Origin of the sequence: Arthrobacter sp. 35W, assembly GCF_000482545.1 — a bacterium.
Taxonomy (GTDB): Bacteria; Actinomycetota; Actinomycetes; order Actinomycetales; family Micrococcaceae; genus Specibacter.
In genome coordinates this window covers 849,614-865,034 of record NZ_KI519454.1, presented here as the reverse complement: position 1 = coordinate 865,034, position 15,421 = coordinate 849,614, and the positions used below count along the sequence as shown (strand labels likewise).

General features: G+C 68.3%; 12 protein-coding genes. 8 read left to right on the top strand and 4 right to left on the bottom strand.

Features of this window, described 5'->3' with window-relative positions; translation table 11 throughout:
* Nucleotides 1-230: 230 nt before the first annotated feature.
* The 4 genes from K254_RS0103690 to K254_RS0103675 all read left to right on the top strand — a co-directional run bounded on the left by K254_RS0103690 (nt 231) and on the right by K254_RS0103675 (nt 5,607).
* On the top strand, nt 231-1,721 hold the full coding sequence (locus K254_RS0103690; protein WP_442853052.1) for a leucyl aminopeptidase: 1,491 nt from the start codon (nt 231-233) through the stop codon (nt 1,719-1,721).
* Between the two features lie 203 nt (nt 1,722-1,924).
* On the top strand, nt 1,925-3,307 hold the full coding sequence (gene lpdA, locus K254_RS0103685) for a dihydrolipoyl dehydrogenase (RefSeq protein WP_026554242.1): 1,383 nt from the start codon (nt 1,925-1,927) through the stop codon (nt 3,305-3,307).
* 123 nt (nt 3,308-3,430) lie between these two features.
* The gene (sucB, locus tag K254_RS0103680; protein WP_026554241.1) at nt 3,431-5,164 is read left to right on the top strand and encodes a 2-oxoglutarate dehydrogenase, E2 component, dihydrolipoamide succinyltransferase; all 1,734 of its coding nucleotides are present in this window, start codon (nt 3,431-3,433) and stop codon (nt 5,162-5,164) included.
* Nucleotides 5,165-5,256: 92 nt separating this feature from the next.
* A complete protein-coding gene (locus K254_RS0103675; protein WP_026554240.1) occupies nt 5,257-5,607 on the top strand; it encodes a hypothetical protein in 351 nt (116 codons plus the stop codon).
* Between the two features lie 75 nt (nt 5,608-5,682).
* On the opposite strand, the gene K254_RS0103670 is transcribed toward K254_RS0103675, so the two are convergent.
* On the bottom strand, nt 5,683-6,024 hold the full coding sequence (locus K254_RS0103670) for a VOC family protein (protein ID WP_231391737.1): 342 nt from the start codon (nt 6,022-6,024) through the stop codon (nt 5,683-5,685).
* A gap of 93 nt (nt 6,025-6,117) precedes the next feature.
* On the opposite strand from K254_RS0103670, the gene K254_RS0103665 reads away from it, so the two are divergent.
* Nucleotides 6,118-6,546: an OsmC family protein gene (locus K254_RS0103665; protein WP_026554238.1), complete on the top strand. Its 429-nt coding sequence runs from the start codon at nt 6,118-6,120 to the stop codon at nt 6,544-6,546.
* A 162-nt stretch (nt 6,547-6,708) separates the two neighbouring features.
* Here K254_RS0103665 and K254_RS0103660 read toward each other — a convergent pair whose 3' ends face one another.
* The gene (locus K254_RS0103660; protein WP_026554237.1) at nt 6,709-10,239 is read right to left on the bottom strand and encodes a S41 family peptidase; all 3,531 of its coding nucleotides are present in this window, start codon (nt 10,237-10,239) and stop codon (nt 6,709-6,711) included.
* A gap of 46 nt (nt 10,240-10,285) precedes the next feature.
* Nucleotides 10,286-12,046 carry a serine/threonine protein kinase gene (locus K254_RS0103655; RefSeq protein ID WP_026554236.1) on the bottom strand — a complete coding sequence of 587 codons (1,761 nt, stop codon included), beginning with the start codon at nt 12,044-12,046 and terminating at the stop codon, nt 10,286-10,288.
* Nucleotides 12,047-12,151: 105 nt separating this feature from the next.
* On the opposite strand from K254_RS0103655, the gene lipB reads away from it, so the two are divergent.
* From lipB to K254_RS0103640, 3 genes are all read left to right on the top strand, one after another.
* Nucleotides 12,152-12,871, top strand: coding sequence for a lipoyl(octanoyl) transferase LipB (gene lipB / locus K254_RS0103650; protein WP_026554235.1), 720 nt, complete (start codon nt 12,152-12,154; stop codon nt 12,869-12,871).
* The gene (gene lipA / locus K254_RS0103645; RefSeq protein WP_026554234.1) at nt 12,868-13,884 is read left to right on the top strand and encodes a lipoyl synthase; all 1,017 of its coding nucleotides are present in this window, start codon (nt 12,868-12,870) and stop codon (nt 13,882-13,884) included. The genes lipB and lipA overlap by 4 nt, the downstream gene beginning before the upstream one ends.
* A 93-nt stretch (nt 13,885-13,977) precedes the next feature.
* On the top strand, nt 13,978-14,742 hold the full coding sequence (locus tag K254_RS0103640) for a DUF4191 domain-containing protein (protein WP_026554233.1): 765 nt from the start codon (nt 13,978-13,980) through the stop codon (nt 14,740-14,742).
* Nucleotides 14,743-14,811: 69 nt separating this feature from the next.
* On the opposite strand, the gene K254_RS0103635 is transcribed toward K254_RS0103640, so the two are convergent.
* Complete coding sequence (locus tag K254_RS0103635; protein ID WP_026554232.1) at nt 14,812-15,249, bottom strand: RDD family protein; 438 nt, start codon at nt 15,247-15,249, stop codon at nt 14,812-14,814.
* Nucleotides 15,250-15,421 lie beyond the last annotated feature (172 nt).

Sequence of the window (15,421 nt, the reverse complement as noted above, 5' to 3'; positions counted from 1 at the left end):
CCAGGGTGGCCGCGCATTGGTGGCCGCTTCCCACCAACGTGGAGCTCCACAAGAGGCGGCTTGTCCACCGTAGCGCCCAGACGGCGCCACCGTGGACGCCGGGGAAGGGCGGAGGTGGAGCCGGTGCCGCGAACGGCGGCTACGATCGAAGGCAACGCCGCCAATGCGGAGACCAAGACAAGTGAGGACGCGTTTTTGTGATTAAGACAGAAGAGATCACCATCCATGCCATGGCTGCCGACCTGAAAAAGGTTGACGCGCAGGCCCTGGTCATTGGCGTAGGCCGGGGCAGCGAGGGTCCGGTGCTGCTGGACAACCCGCTGCCCGCCAAGGCCGCCAACGCGCTCGCCGCGTCCCTGGACATCCTCGGCGTCAGTGGCGCCGCCGATGAGGTCCGCCGCATTCCAGGCATCGCCGACTACGGCGTGGAGGTCCTGGTGCTGGCCGGTGTTGGCAAGGTTGCCGACAACCAGATCACCGAAGAGGCCCTGCGCCGCGCCGCCGGTTCCGCCATCCGCCAGCTGGCTGGCCTGTCCACCGTGGCGCTGGCACTGCCGACGACGACGGTGGCCCAGGTTGCCGCCGTCGCCGAGGGTGCCGCGCTGGGCGCCTACCAGTACGACAGCCACCACTCCTCCACTGAGGGCCGCAAGGCCGCCGTCGAGACCGTCACCATCATCACCCCGATGGCCGCGGCCGCGGGCCTGCCCGAGGCCCTGGAGCGCGCCACCGTGCTGGCCTCGGCCGTCAACGCCACGCGCACGCTGGTCAACGAGCCCCCGAGCCACCTGTACCCGGAGACCTTCGCGGACGCCGCCAAGGAACTGGCCAAGGGACTGCCGGTGAAGATCACGGTGCTGGATGAGAAGAAGCTGGAGAAGGACGGCTACGGCGGCATCATGGGCGTCGGCAAGGGCTCCTCCCGTCCGCCGCGCCTGGTCAAGGTCGAGTACGCCCCGGCCAAGGCCAAGGTGAAGCTGGCCCTGGTGGGCAAGGGCATCACCTTCGATTCCGGTGGAATCTCGATCAAGCCCGGCGCCGGCATGGTGACCATGAAGTGCGACATGGCCGGTGCAGCCGCCGTCCTGAACGCCCTGCTGGCGGTGGCCCGCCTGGGCCTGCCGGTCAAGCTGACGGCCTGGCTGTGCCTGGCTGAGAACATGCCCTCCTCCACGGCCACCCGCCCCTCGGACGTGCTGACCATCTTCGGCGGCAAGACCGTCGAGGTGCTCAACACGGACGCCGAGGGCCGCCTTGTCATGGCCGATGGCCTGGTGGCCGCCTCCCTCGAGCAGCCCGACGCCATCCTCGACGTCGCCACGCTCACCGGAGCACAGATGGTGGCACTGGGCACCCGCACCTCCGGTGTGATGGGCGACGACGGCGTCAGCGCCGCCGTCAAGGCCGCGGCCGACCGCGCCGGCGAACTGTTCTGGCCGATGCCACTGCCCGAGGAGCTGCGCCCCAGCCTGGACTCCCCCGTGGCGGACCTGGCCAACATCGGCGAACGCATGGGCGGCATGATGACGGCGGCCGTGTTCCTGGCCGAGTTCATCGGCAAGGGCAAGGACGGTTCCACCATCCCGTGGGCCCACCTGGACATCGCCGGCCCGGCCTTCAACGAGGGCGCGGCATACGGCTACACCCCCAAGCAGGGAACCGGCGTTGCCGTGCGCACCGTCGTCGCCTATGTCGAAGACGTCCTATCTCGTACGTCATAGGCCCGTGTGAGACTCGCCACAGCCGCTTCTCCTAAGCTGCTTCACAGGTGGAGCATGGAGGTGGCGTTCGCTAAGGTGAGTGCTGAAAGCATTCTTTAGCATTAGCGAGAACTGTGCTGCGCCCCGGTCACCGGGGCGCAGCACGCCATAACGAACAGTGGCGCGCAGACTGCGCGCCAACCGATACGCGAGGGAGCGTTTAAGTGGCCGATCAGGCAGCTGCGCAAGAATTCGACATCCTGGTTCTCGGTGGTGGCAGTGGCGGTTACGCCACCGCGCTGCGCGCCGTACAGCTGGGTTTCACCGTTGGTCTGGTTGAGAAGGCCAAGCTCGGTGGCACCTGCCTCCACAACGGATGCATCCCCACCAAGGCCCTGCTGCACTCCGCAGAGGTTGCCGACCACGCCCGTGAAGGTGCGAAGTACGGAGTCAACGTCGACTTCCACTCCATCGACATGGCCGCCGTGAACGCCTACAAGGACGGCATCATTGCCGGCAAGTACAAGGGCCTGCAGGGTCTGATCAAGGGCAAGGGCATCACCGTCATCGAGGGCGAAGGCAAGCTCACCGCTGCCAACACCATCACCGTGAACGGCGTCAACTACACGGGCAAGAACATCGTGCTGGCCACGGGTTCCTACTCCCGCTCGCTGCCGGGCCTGGAAATCGGCGGCCGCGTCATCACCTCCGACCAGGCGCTGACCATGGACTACGTCCCCAAGAGCGTCATCGTTCTCGGCGGCGGCGTCATCGGCGTCGAGTTTGCTTCCGTCTGGAAGTCCTTCGGCGTGGACGTCACCATCATTGAGGGCCTGCCGTCGCTGGTCCCCAACGAGGACACCGCGATCATCAAGGTCCTGGAGCGCACCTTCAAAAAGCGCGGCATCAAGTTCAACACCGGCACCTTCTTCCAGGGCGTCGAGCAGGATGCCAACGGCGTCAAGGTCACCCTGGTGGATGGCAAGACGTTTGAGGCCGACCTCCTGCTGGTTGCCGTGGGCCGTGGCCCGTCGACCGCAGGCCTGGGCTTCGAAGAAGCGGGCGTCACCATCGACCGCGGCTTCGTCATCACCAACGAGCGCCTGCACACCGGCGTCGGCAACGTCTACGCCGTCGGCGACATCGTCCCCGGCGTCCAGCTGGCCCACCGCGGCTTCCAGCAGGGCATCTTCGTGGCCGAGGAAATCGCCGGTCTGAACCCGGTGGTCGTTGAGGACATCAACGTCCCCAAGGTCACCTTCTGCGACCCCGAGATTGCCTCCGTGGGTCTGAACGAAAAGCAGGCCAAGGAAAAGTTCGGCGATGCCAACGTCGAGAGCACCGAGTACAACCTCGCCGGCAACGGCAAGAGCGCCATCCTCGGCACCGGCGGCATCATCAAGTTCGTCCGCGAGAAGGATGGCCCCGTGGTGGGTGTCCACATGATCGGCACCCGCGTGGGCGAGCAGATCGGCGAGGCCCAGCTCATTGTGAACTGGGAAGCCTACCCGGAGGACGTGGCATCCCTGATCCACGCCCACCCGACGCAGAACGAAGCCCTCGGCGAGGCCGCCATGGCCCTGGCCGGCCGCCCGCTGCACGGCTGATAAAGAACAACCCTTAGTGCACCCGGTGGCAGCCACCGGGTGCACTAAGCTCAGAAACAACTTTGAATCATTAGATTGCATGCTTGGCATGCGCATTGCTTATAAAAGGAGAACGGGGACGAAATGTCTGAATCCGTGAACTTGCCCGCCCTGGGCGAAAGCGTCACCGAAGGTACCGTGACCCGGTGGCTGAAGCAGGTAGGCGACCGCGTCGAAGTTGACGAGCCCCTGCTGGAGGTTTCCACCGACAAGGTCGACACCGAGATCCCCTCTCCCATTGCCGGCATCATCGAGGAAATCCTCGTGGCCGAGGACGAGACCGCCGAGGTTGGCGCTCCCTTGGTCCGCATTGGAACCGGCGACGGCGCTGCGCCCGCCCCGGCCGCCCCTGCAGCCGAGGCCGCTCCGGCCCCGGTGGCCGAGCCCGCACCGGTGGCCGCGCCTGTCGAGACCCCCGCACCCGTTGAGACGCCCGCTGCCGCTCCGGCCGCCGGTGGCGAGACCCATGAGGTCACGCTGCCCGCACTGGGCGAGTCCGTGACCGAGGGCACCGTCACCCGCTGGCTCAAGGCCGTCGGCGACGCCGTGGAGGTGGACGAGCCCCTGCTGGAGGTCTCCACCGACAAGGTCGACACCGAGATCCCCTCCCCCGTGGCCGGCACCCTGCTGGAAATCCGCGTCAACGAGGACGACACCGCTGAGGTTGGCTCCGTGCTGGCCGTCATCGGTGCCGCCGGCGCAGCCGCAGCTCCTGCTGCAGCAGCTCCCGCCGCCCCCGCCCCGGTTGCCGCACCGGTTGCCGCTGCACCCGCTCCGGCCGCTGCACCCGCTCCCGTTGCTGCGCCTGCTCCCGTTGCTGCGCCTGCTCCGGTTGCCGCTCCGGCCGCCCCGGCACCGGCTGCCGCTCCGGCTGCCCCCGCTGCCGAGTCCAGCTACGTGACTCCGCTGGTCCGCAAGCTGGCCAACCAGCACGGCGTGGACATCGCCACCGTCGCCGGCTCCGGCGTCGGCGGACGCATCCGCAAGCAGGATGTCATCGCCGCAGCCGAGGCCGCCACGGCCGCAGCTGCACCCGCGCCGGCTGCTGCTGCAGCACCGGCCAAGCCGGCTGCTGCCGCCGCCGCACCCTCCAGCCTGCGCGGCACCGTCGCCAAGGCTCCGCGCATCCGCCAGGTCATTGCCCGCCGCATGCGCGAATCCCTGGACGTCTCCACCCAGCTCACGCAGGTGCACGAGGTCGACATGACGCGCATCGCCAAGCTGCGCAACTCGGCCAAGGGCTCCTTCCAGGCTGTCAACGGCACCAAGCTCACCTTCCTGCCCTTCATCGCCAAGGCTGTCGCCGAGGCCCTGAAGGTGCACCCGAAGCTGAACGCGGAGTACAACGAGGACACCCAGGAGATCACCTACCACAACGCCGAGCACCTCGCCGTTGCGGTTGACACCGACAAGGGCCTGCTGGTCCCCGTCATCTCCGACGCCGGTGCCCTGAACCTGGCCGGCCTGGCCGGCAAGATCGCCGATGTTGCCTCGCGCACCCGCAGCGGCAAGATCGGTCCGGACGAGCTGTCCGGTGGCACGTTCTCGATCACGAACATCGGCTCCGTTGGCGCCCTGTTCGACACCCCGATCATCAACCAGCCGCAGGTCGCCATCCTGGGCACCGGTGCGATCGTCAAGCGCGCCGTCGTGGTGACCAACGCCGATGGCGATGACACCATTGCCATCCGCCACATGATGTACCTCTGCCTGACGTACGACCACCGTCTGGTGGACGGCGCGGATGCCGGCCGCTTCATGCAGACCCTCAAGGCCCGCCTTGAGGAAGGCGCCTTCGAGTCCGACCTGGGCCTGTAGCGGCACCTGTCCACAACGCGTAAGGGTTGCCTTCCCCTCGGGGAAGGCAACCCTTACGCGTTTTAGCGACAGATAGTCGCTAAGCTGGGATCATGGACATTCTGAAATACATTCTGATCTTCCTGCACATCCTTGGTGCAGCTGCGATCGTTGGCGGCTGGTTCGCCACGTTCAAGAAGCCCACCGTTCTTCCGATCCAGCTCTGGGGTGCCATTGCCCAGCTGGTCACCGGACTGCTGCTGGTCGGCCTGGCCGAGATGGGCGACGGCCCCGTCAACCACGCCAAGATCGGCGTCAAGGCTGTCATTGCCATCGCCGTCCTGGTTCCGGCCATCATCGGCTACCGCAAGGCCAAGTCCGGCGCCGAGGTCTCCACCGGCCTCGCCCACGCCGTCGGCGGCATGGCGCTGATCAACATCGCCGTCGCCACCCTCTGGCACTAAGAGCTCCATCTGTGCAACAGTAAACGTCCCCATGGCGCGCCATGGGGACGTTTACTGTTGCACAGATGTTTGCGTTTAGTCCTCGACGGGGCCGATGCAGAATTCATTGCCATCCGGGTCGGCCAGGACATGCCAGTGGAAGTCGTCAATGGCGTGGTCCTCCACCGCGGTGGCACCGAGGGCGACGGCGCGGGCGATGTCCGCTTCGACGTCGTGGGAGCCGAAATCCAAATGCAGACGACGGCGGCCTTCGGTGGGGTTGTCCACCTGCTGGAATGCCAGGCGGGTCTCCCCCGCACGGCGGCCGAGCCAGGTGAACTCCTCGTGTTCGGCTTCAATGCCGGTTTCAAGGTAGCTGGACCAGAACGCGGCAAGTGCCTTGGCGTTGGCCGAATTGATCATGATAGATGACAGCATGGGCATGTGCGAAAGCCTAGCGGACCGGCTGCGCGGATTGCGCCGGAGAGCATAGGCTGGAGGCGCATCAACCATCTACACAAGGAGTTCCCCTTGGCTACCACACGCACAGCACACACCGTCTGGAACGGCACCCTCATCGAAGGCGCCGGACAGGTCACCCTGGACAGCTCCGGACTGGGCACCTACGACGTCACCTGGAAGGCCCGCGCCGAGCAGGCCAACGGCAAGACCAGCCCCGAGGAACTGATCGCTGCAGCTCACTCCTCCTGCTACTCCATGGCCTTCTCCAACATGCTCGCCGAGGCCGGCTTCACCGCCGAAGAGGTCCACACGACGGCGGCAGTCACCTTCCAGCCCGGCACCGGCATCACCGGCAGCCACCTGACCATGACGGCACGCGTTCCCGGCCTGGGCCAGGAAGACTTCGACCGCATCGCCGGCGAAGCCAAGACCGGCTGCCCGGTTTCCGGCGCACTGGCTGCCATCCCGATCACCCTGGAAGCCACGCTGCAGGCGTAGTCCCCAAGTGCTCCCCAGCCTCGCTTCGCTCGGCTTGGGGGCCCTTGCACCTGTGGGCCCACCCACGAGCTTGACTGTCCTTCCTGCCAATGGCGGCATGCCGGACAAAAGGGAAGGCCCTGCCACCGGATTCCGGCGGCAGGGCCTTCCTGCGTTCTGGGGCTACGCCTTGGGCCGCGGGCCGAGCTTGGCGGGCTTGAGCTTCCGGTAGCCCACCAGCTCCGGCGGACGCTCGGTGGGGATTTCCTTGAGCATCTCCTTGAGCACGCCCACGGCGGACTCGAGCTGGGGGTCGTTGCCATTCATGTAGTCATGCGGAGGGTACGGCACCTCGATGTCCGGATCAACGCCGTAGTTCTCCACATTGAAGCCATTTCCCCCGCGGAACCAGAAGGCGTAGCGCGGCTGGGTGACGCCCGTGCCGTCGGCCAGGGTGAACTTGCCGTCGATGCCGACTACGCCGCCCCAGGTGCGCATGCCGACCACCGGCCCAATGCCACGCAGCTTGGCCACCTGGGTGATGATGTCGCCGTCGGAGCCGGCAAATTCATCGGTCAAGACCACCACCGGCCCGCGCGGGGCCTGCGCCGGGTAGATCTGGGGAGTCTGCCCGCGGGCCAGCCCCCAGGCATCCATCCGGCGGGCCAGCCGCTCGGCCACCAGCTGCGAGGTGTGTCCACCGCGGTTGCGGCGCACATCCACCACCAGTCCGTCGGCGGCAGTCTCCGTGTCGAGGTCCCGGTGCAGCTGGGCCCAGCCGTGGGCCTGCATGTCCGGGATGTGCAGGTAGCCGAAGCTGCCGCCCGAGGCCTGGCGCACGATGGCCCGGTTGGCGGCAACCCAGTCCTGGTAGCGCAGCCGGGCCTCGTCCGCCAGTGGAACCACTGCCACGCGGCGCACGACGGCGGCGCCGCCGCCGGACGCGGGCGTGCGGACGGCCAGCTCCACCACCTTGCCGGCGGTGCCTGCCAGCAGGGCGTCAATGCCCGCCCCGGCCACGTCCATGCCGTTGACTTCGAGGATCTCATCCCCTGCCTTCAGCCCCACGCCCGCTGCCTGCAGGGGTGAGACGGCCTGCGGGTCGCTCGACTCGCCGGGCAGGATGCGTGTGACGACGGCGCCGCCCGCGGTGCGCTGCAGGTCCGCGCCGAGGCGGCCCTGGCCTGCACCGCTGCCGGCCGGACGCGGGGAGACGTAGGCGTGCGAGGTGCCCAGTTCACCGTGGACCTCCCACAGCAGATCCACCAGATCGTCATGGCTGCCCAGACGCTCCACCAGGGGGCGGTAGCGGTCGTAGACCTCCTGCCAATCCGTCCCGGCCATGTCGGCCGTCCAGTAGAAGTCGCGCTGCAGGCGCCAGGCCTCCTCGAAGGCCTGGCCCCAGACCTTGACCGGGTCCAGCTGCACGCGGATGCGCTCCAGATCCACCTCCACACTGTCCGCGGAGTCCGCCTCGGCCGCGGCGGCGGTGGGAACGGCCCTCACCTTGCCCTGGCGGATGGAGACGAGGCGCTTGCGGTCCCCGGACACCCGGTAGGAATCCAGCTGCTCGACCAACACCGTGGTCTTGGCGCCCGCAAACTCGAAACGCACCAGGCGGCTGGCTGCCGGCGCGGCGGCGGTGGAGGCCCGGCCATCACCCATGACGCCCTCGGCGCCGTCCTCCATCCACAGCAGGGCACCCTCAACGGCCCGCAGCGCCCGGTAGGCGCCCTGCGGAACGGGCACGGCAATGATGCGGCCGGCAATGCCCTCGGCGTCCACCTCGACGGCGGTGGCAGGCACCGTGGACGCCGCCTCCGTGCCAGCCGCCCGGCCCGCCACCGACGGTCCAAAGGGCGACGGCGTGAGCGCACCCAGGGCGATCAGGAAGGGTTTTGTGGACTGCGGGAAGCTCAGGTCGAAGGAATGCGTGTCGTAGACCGGGTCGAAGCTGCGGTGGGACAGGAAGGCGACGAAGCGGCCGTCCGGGGTGAAATCGGGGCAGAAGTCGCGGAAGCGGCCATCCGTCAGATCAATGACGGCCCCCTTCTCCGGCACGGGCGCCATCCGCAGCTTGGAGCGGCCGTCCTCGCTGGTGACGGGCTCGGCCCACAGCAGCCAGCGCGAATCCGGGCTGAAGACGAGCTCGGCGACGGCATCGACGCCGGTCCGGGCCACCTCGCGCAGCGTTCCTGCGGCGATGTCCAGCAGCAGCACCTGGCCGAACTCCGTGCCGATGGCGGCGAACAGGCCGTCCGGGCTGGGGACCAGCTCGCAGACGCGCGTCGGCTCGCCGAACTCGATGCGGCGGCTGCCACGCTGCGCGGGGGCACCGGAGGCGGCACCGGCACCATCCGAGGCACCGTTGGGTGCGGCGTTGCCGGCACCGCCGGGCTGGGCACCAACCCCGGCCTTGGCTCCTGCCGGGGCGGCCTGCACAGTTCCGGCCGGTGCAGCACCGGCCTGTGCGGCGGCGTTCGCCACCACGGGGGCGGGCACCGTGGCATTGACGGCGGCGGCGGAGACGGGGCGCGGAAGCGCCGCTGCCTCGCCGTCGTCGTCCTTGGCCGGGGCGGCAGCGGCTCGGGCCGCGGTGGGTGCGGCGGCCGCGGCATCCTCGCCGGGCGCCGCCAGATCCTTGATGTAGAGGGCTTCGACGCCGTCGTGGTCGGCGACGTAGATGGCGCGGTCCCCGGCCAGCGGGCGCACCAGGCGGGCCCGAACGCCGGGGGTGGCCTCCAGGACGCGGGCGGGGCCGTCACGGTGTGTCAGCCAATGGACGGTGCCATGGGTCTCGACGGCGCTGGCGCGGCCCGTCTCATCGGGCACCACATCGCCCAGATGGGCGGCCACATCCAGCGGCTGTGCGCGGCGGGCCACCGAAGCGGAGCCCAGCGTGATGTCCAGCCGGACCGGCTCGGCGGACAGCGAGTCCAGAACGAAGAGGTGGCCCGCGGATTCGAACACCACGCGGGTGCCATCGGTGGAGGCGTGGCGGACGTAGAAGCCCTCATGGTCGGTGTGGCGCTGGAGCGAACCGCCGTTGGGCGCCACGGAGTACAAATTGCCATGGCCCTCGTGGTCGGACAGGAAGGCGATGCGCCCGCCCACCCAGAGGGGATCCGCGAGGTTGCCATCCAGGGTGGGGGCCAGGCGCACGAATTCGCCGCCGCCGTCCACATCGATCCACAGCTTGCCGGCGGTGCCGCCGCGGTAGCGCTTCCACCAGGCCGGCTCGCGCGACAGCACGGAGGAAACCACCACGGGACGCTCGTCACCCACCACCGGGCCATGGGCGACGGCGTCGACGGGCCCATACGGCAGCCGCTCGGAGCGCGAGCCGTCCAGAGCCACGGCATAGGCCCAGGTGTGGCGGCCCTCGGCCTGCTCGTGGGAGCTGGTCACGACGACGTCGCCGGCGGGGGTGAACCCCTTCACCTTGGTGCTGGCGTGGCCCCAGTGGGTCAGCCGCACCATGTCGCCCCCGGCCACCGGAGCGCTGACCACCTCGGGTGCGCCGCCCAGCTGCACCGTCCAGACCAGCGACGTTCCATCCGGGGTGAAGCGCGGATTGCGGGCCGGCTGCTGCAGCGAGGAGACGCGCCAGGCGCGGCCTCCGGCCAGCGGGGCCACCCAGACATCGTCCTCGGCCACGAATGTGACCAGATCTTCATGGATGTGCGGATACCGGAAATACTGTGAAGAGGTCATTTAGGAATCTTAGCCAACCAGCACGCAGCCTCCGGCGCACCGCACTCTAAGGCACGGGCTCAAGCACCTCGCTGATCTGCCATCTGGCGTCCTCCAGCACCAACACGAAGCGCAGCCGCTGGGTCGAGGCGTCAACGTGGTTGAACACCACCTGGGCATCGGCGCCACGTTCGGCAAAGGGGCTGGTCACGGTGGTGGCGTCCACCACCGTGCGGCCGCTGCCGTTGGGTCCCTCGCCGGGGACCGTGGCCGCCTCCGTGAGCTTGGTCTCCAGGCCGGTCAGCGTGTGCCCCGCGGCGGCCAGTGCCTCGACGACGGCGGCGTCGCCGGCCATGGCGGGCGATCCCTGCGCGTTGACCAGGTCCAGCAGCGCAGGCTGTCCCGATCCCAGAGCGTAGGAGCGCAGCCAGGACAGTCCTGCCAACGCCTGCTCGGGATCCCGGGCCTGCAGCTGCCGCCGGATCGAGTCCGGAAGTCCGACGCCGGCCAGCGGGTCCTTGGGCACCGCCACCGTGGACGGAGGTTCCGATCCTGCCCCCGGCAGGCCCTGCCGCCACATCAGCACCCCCGCTCCGACCGCGAGCAGCACCACCGCCGCGGCCACCGGGCGCACTGCCCGGCGCACCGCCGGCCGCACCACCGGCCGCACCGTCCTGCGTTCCTGTTCGGCACCCGGATCGTGTCCGAGGATGATGCCGCCCAGCGGGCCGGCACGCCTGTCCGGCGGCAGCTGCACACCGGTGCGGGGCGCGTGGGGGTCCAGCCAGGGGGCCGCGGCGCCCATGCCCGCCACAATGCCCACCCGCCGCCACCGGCGTGGCAGCAGCGCCGTCCGGCCCGCCACCCCGCCGCGAGTCCTGCCCGCAGGCTTCCGCCGCACTGCCCCCTCGAAGAACGTCCGCCATGGCAGCCGCAGGAACGAAAGCCTCCCCCGACCCTCCGCGGCGGGCCCGCGGCGGGTCAGCAGTTCCGGCAGCACGCTGGGGTGCACGGACAGGGACAGGTCAACGGGCTCCGCCGGCGCACTGCGGAAGACGGCCTGCGCAAACTCCAGCGCCGTGGGGCGCAGGCCCGGTTCCTCGGCCAGGCCGGCTTCCAGCGCGGCGGCCAATTCCTGCGGGACATCGGCCACCAGCAGCGACAGCGGCGGCCTGTCCGCCGTCGGCGCCGGGGCTTGACCCGTGAGCGCGAACCAGCCGACGGCGGCCATGGCCCTGATGTCGGCTGCGGCACTGAGCCGGACATCCGTGGCCGCGGCGAAGCCGGGCGTGCCGTGGACGGCGGCCGCCCCCTCGCCCAGCAGCCGTCCCAGGCCGAAATCCGCCAGCAGGGGCTTGCCGGCGGCAGTGAACAGCACATTGGCCGGCGACACATCGCCGTGCCAGACGCCTTCGCCGTGCAGGTAGCCCAGCACCTGTGCCAGCGGCGTCAGGACCGTGACGCATTCCCCGGCCGTGAGCGGACCACGGGCAGCCACGGTGTGGGCCAGCGATCCCCCGGCGGCAAAATCCATCAGCAGCGCCCGGCCGCCCTCCCCGGGGCCGACCAGTGGCACCGAACCGTGGACCACCACCAGATGCTCGTGCCGGTACCGGGACAGGATGCGCAGTTCGCGCTCCCATTCCCCGGGCTCCAGGGGCTCCGTGGTCTCCACTATCGGGGGCACCTGCAGCGGTGGGAAACATTTCGCCGCCAGCGGCTTCCCGCCGTGGGCCGGAACAACCAGCCATGTCACCGCGCTGGCCCCCACACCCAGACGCCGCTGCACCGCATATCCGGCCAGCTGGGGCCGCTGTTCGATGTCCATACCCTCAGTGATAGACCAGAACCGGAATCCCTGCAGAAGTTATCCACAGTCCAATGCGTCGCAGCCGATTTAGGGCTGGACCCGGGGACGTTTACCCTTAACCTCATGACTCTTGTCTTCACTGAGGTCGGAATTGCCCCGGACTACGTCGATTACATGCAGGCCTGGGAACTCCAGCGCCAACTGCATGAGGACGTGGTGGCCGGTACAGCACCCAGCACCGTACTTTTGCTCGAACATGCCGCCGTCTACACCGCGGGGAAGCGCACCGAGGACCATGAGCGTCCCTTCGATGGCACTCCCGTGGTCCCCGTGGACCGTGGCGGCAAGCTGACCTGGCATGGCCCGGGCCAGCTGGTCGTCTACCCGATCCTGAAGCTCGCGGATCCCCACGGCATCCGCGAATATGTCTGGATGCTGGAGGAGATCATCATTTCCACCCTCGCCAGCGTCGGCATCACCGGCACCCGCGTGGACCGCCGGGCCGGCATCTGGATCGAGGCAGACGAGCGCGGCCCCACCCGCAAGATCGCCGCCATCGGCATCCGGGTCCACAACGGTGCCACCATGCACGGCATCGCCATCAACGCCAACAACGATCTGGCCCCCTACGCCCAGATCATCGCCTGTGGCATCTCCGATGCCGGAACCACCTCCATCAAGGAGGAGACCGGCCAGGACATCAGCCCGGCGGACCTGCGCGCACGGGTCATCGAAGAATTCCGCGCCCACGAAAGCGCTCTGATCGGCAACGACGCCGAGACCGTCAAAACAACCACCGGGGACGACGCCGTTGCCGCCCCGGCCGAAGGAGCACTGAAGTGACACTCGCACCCGAAGGCCGCAAGATGCTGCGCATCGAACAGCGCAACGCCGCCACCCCCGTCGAGCGCAAGCCCGACTGGATCAAGGCCAAGGTCTCCATGGGGCCCGAATACATCGGCATGAAGAACCTGGTCAAGAAGGAGGGCCTGCACACCGTCTGCGAGGAGGCGGGATGTCCGAACATCTTCGAATGCTGGGAGGACCGCGAGGCGACGTTTTTGATCGGCGGCTCCGAATGCACCCGCCGCTGCGACTTCTGCCAGATCGACACCGGCAAACCCTCCCCCATCGACAGGTTCGAACCCACCAAGGTCGCCCGCTCCGTGGTGAAAATGAACCTGCGCTACGCCACCGTCACCGGCGTCGCCCGCGACGACCTGGAGGACGAGGGCGTGTGGCTGTACGCCGAAACGGTCCGCAAGATCCACGAACTGAACCCCAACACCGGGGTGGAGCTGCTCATCCCGGACTTCTCCGGCAAACCCGAGCACATCGCCGCGATCTGCGACTCCGCCCCGGAGGTCTTCGCCCACAACGTGGAAACCGTGCCGAGGATCTTCAAGCGCATCCGCCCCGCGTTCCGCTACGACCGCTCCCTGGACGTCATCACCCAGGGCCGGGACCTGGGCATGGTCACCAAGTCCAACCTGATCCTGGGCATGGGTGAAACCCGCGCCGAAATCTCCGAAGCCCTCGCCGACCTCCACGGCGCCGGCTGCGACCTGATCACCATCACCCAGTACCTGCGCCCCTCCGAACGGCACCTGCCCGTGGACCGCTGGGTCAAGCCGCAGGAGTTCGTCGAACTCGCCGCCGAGGCCGAGGAGCTGGGCTTCCTGGGCGTCATGTCCGGGCCCCTGGTGCGCTCCTCCTACCGGGCCGGCCGGTTGTGGGCGACCGCGATGCGCAAGAAGGGCCGCGACATCCCCGAACACCTCGCCCACATCGCCGAGGGCATCGCGGACTCCGGCACCACCCGCCAGGAGGCCGCCACCCTCCTCGCCGGACACTAACCAGCACCAGGCAGCACTCCACCAGTCGACACTGGCCACGCCGGCCGCACACAGAGTTCATCCACGCAAAGAACGGCTAGAATTAACACCACTATGGCCAAATCCACAGATTCCGCATCCACCAGCCCCGACGCCCCCAAGCGTTCGCTCTTCTCACGCCGCCCGAAGGACGGTGCCCCGGCCAAGCCCAAGGCACCGGGCCGCGTGAAGCAGATGGTGGAAATCTTCAAGATGACCCGCCGCTACGACCCCAACGTCGTATGGCTGATGCTTCTGGTGTTCCTCGGCGTTGTCGCCTTCTCGCTGATCGTCGGCTTCCTGGTCGGCAACTGGATCACGGCTCTGATTCTGGGCATCCCGGTCGGCTTCCTGCTGGCGCTGATCGTCATGTCCCGGCGCGCCGAAAAGGCCGCCTTTGCCCAGATCGAGGGCCGTCCGGGTGCTTCCGGTGCTGCGATGAGCTCGCTGCGCCGCGGCTGGATCGTCGAAGAGCAGCCGGCTGCGGTCAACCCGCGCACCCAGGACGCCGTCTTCCGCGCCATCGGACGCCCCGGCGTCGTGCTGGTCACCGAAGGCCCGTCCACCCGGGTGAAGACCCTCGTCGACGCAGAGCGCCGCCGCCTGGCCCGCATCCTGCCCAACGTCACGGTCCACGTGCTGGAGACCGGCCGCGGCGAGGGCCAGATCGAACTCAGCAAGCTCACCAAGACCATGCAGAAGCTCAAGCCCGAGCTGACCAAGGTGGAGGTTGGCGCCGTCAACAAGCGCATTGCCTCCATGGGCTCCGCGCTGCCGATCCCCAAGGGCATCGACCCGTTCAAGGCCCGTCCGGACCGCAAGGCAGCTCGCGGCCGCTAGGCTGAATCGGCAATATAAAGCAGTGAGGGCGTTCCCGGTCGGGAACGCCCTCACTCGTTTAAGCCAGGTTCAGCGCCGGACGAGGATGGTTTTCATGGCGCGGTCGTGCAGGCCGCGGTGGTCGGCATCGACCAGAATGGCCGGCACCAGCAGGCACAGCAGCAGCGCCCGGACCACGCCGGCCAGCAGGCCGGCCGGACCGCCGTCGATCCTCACCACATGGATCCCGGCAATCCGGTGCCCAATGCTTGATCCCAGCGTGCCAACCAGCAGCATCTGTTCCACGGCGAAGATGCCCAGCACGGCCATGGAATTGCCGTCAAAGAAGGTGTTGGCGATGAGCAGGCACAGGGCCCAATCGATGCACAAGGCCAGAATGCGCCGGCCGGCGCGGGCCATGGACCCGGGTCCAGACTCTGGACGTCCCAGCCGCTCGCCCGGATATTTGGATATGTTGGACGTGTCAGGGCCACTCAGCCAGGACCCAATGTCATTGCGATCTACCACCCCTTAAGACTACCCGCCGGTGCCCTGCCGCCGTCCGGTGGCCAACCGATACCGTTCGGTTATGGTTTGGCATTTATGTAACGTCCCGGAAACAAACCGGACACGATTGAGTAATGCCGCTTCTCTAGGGTTGTCAATAGTTGCAGTTGCACTGGTGGCCGAACAACGGCCG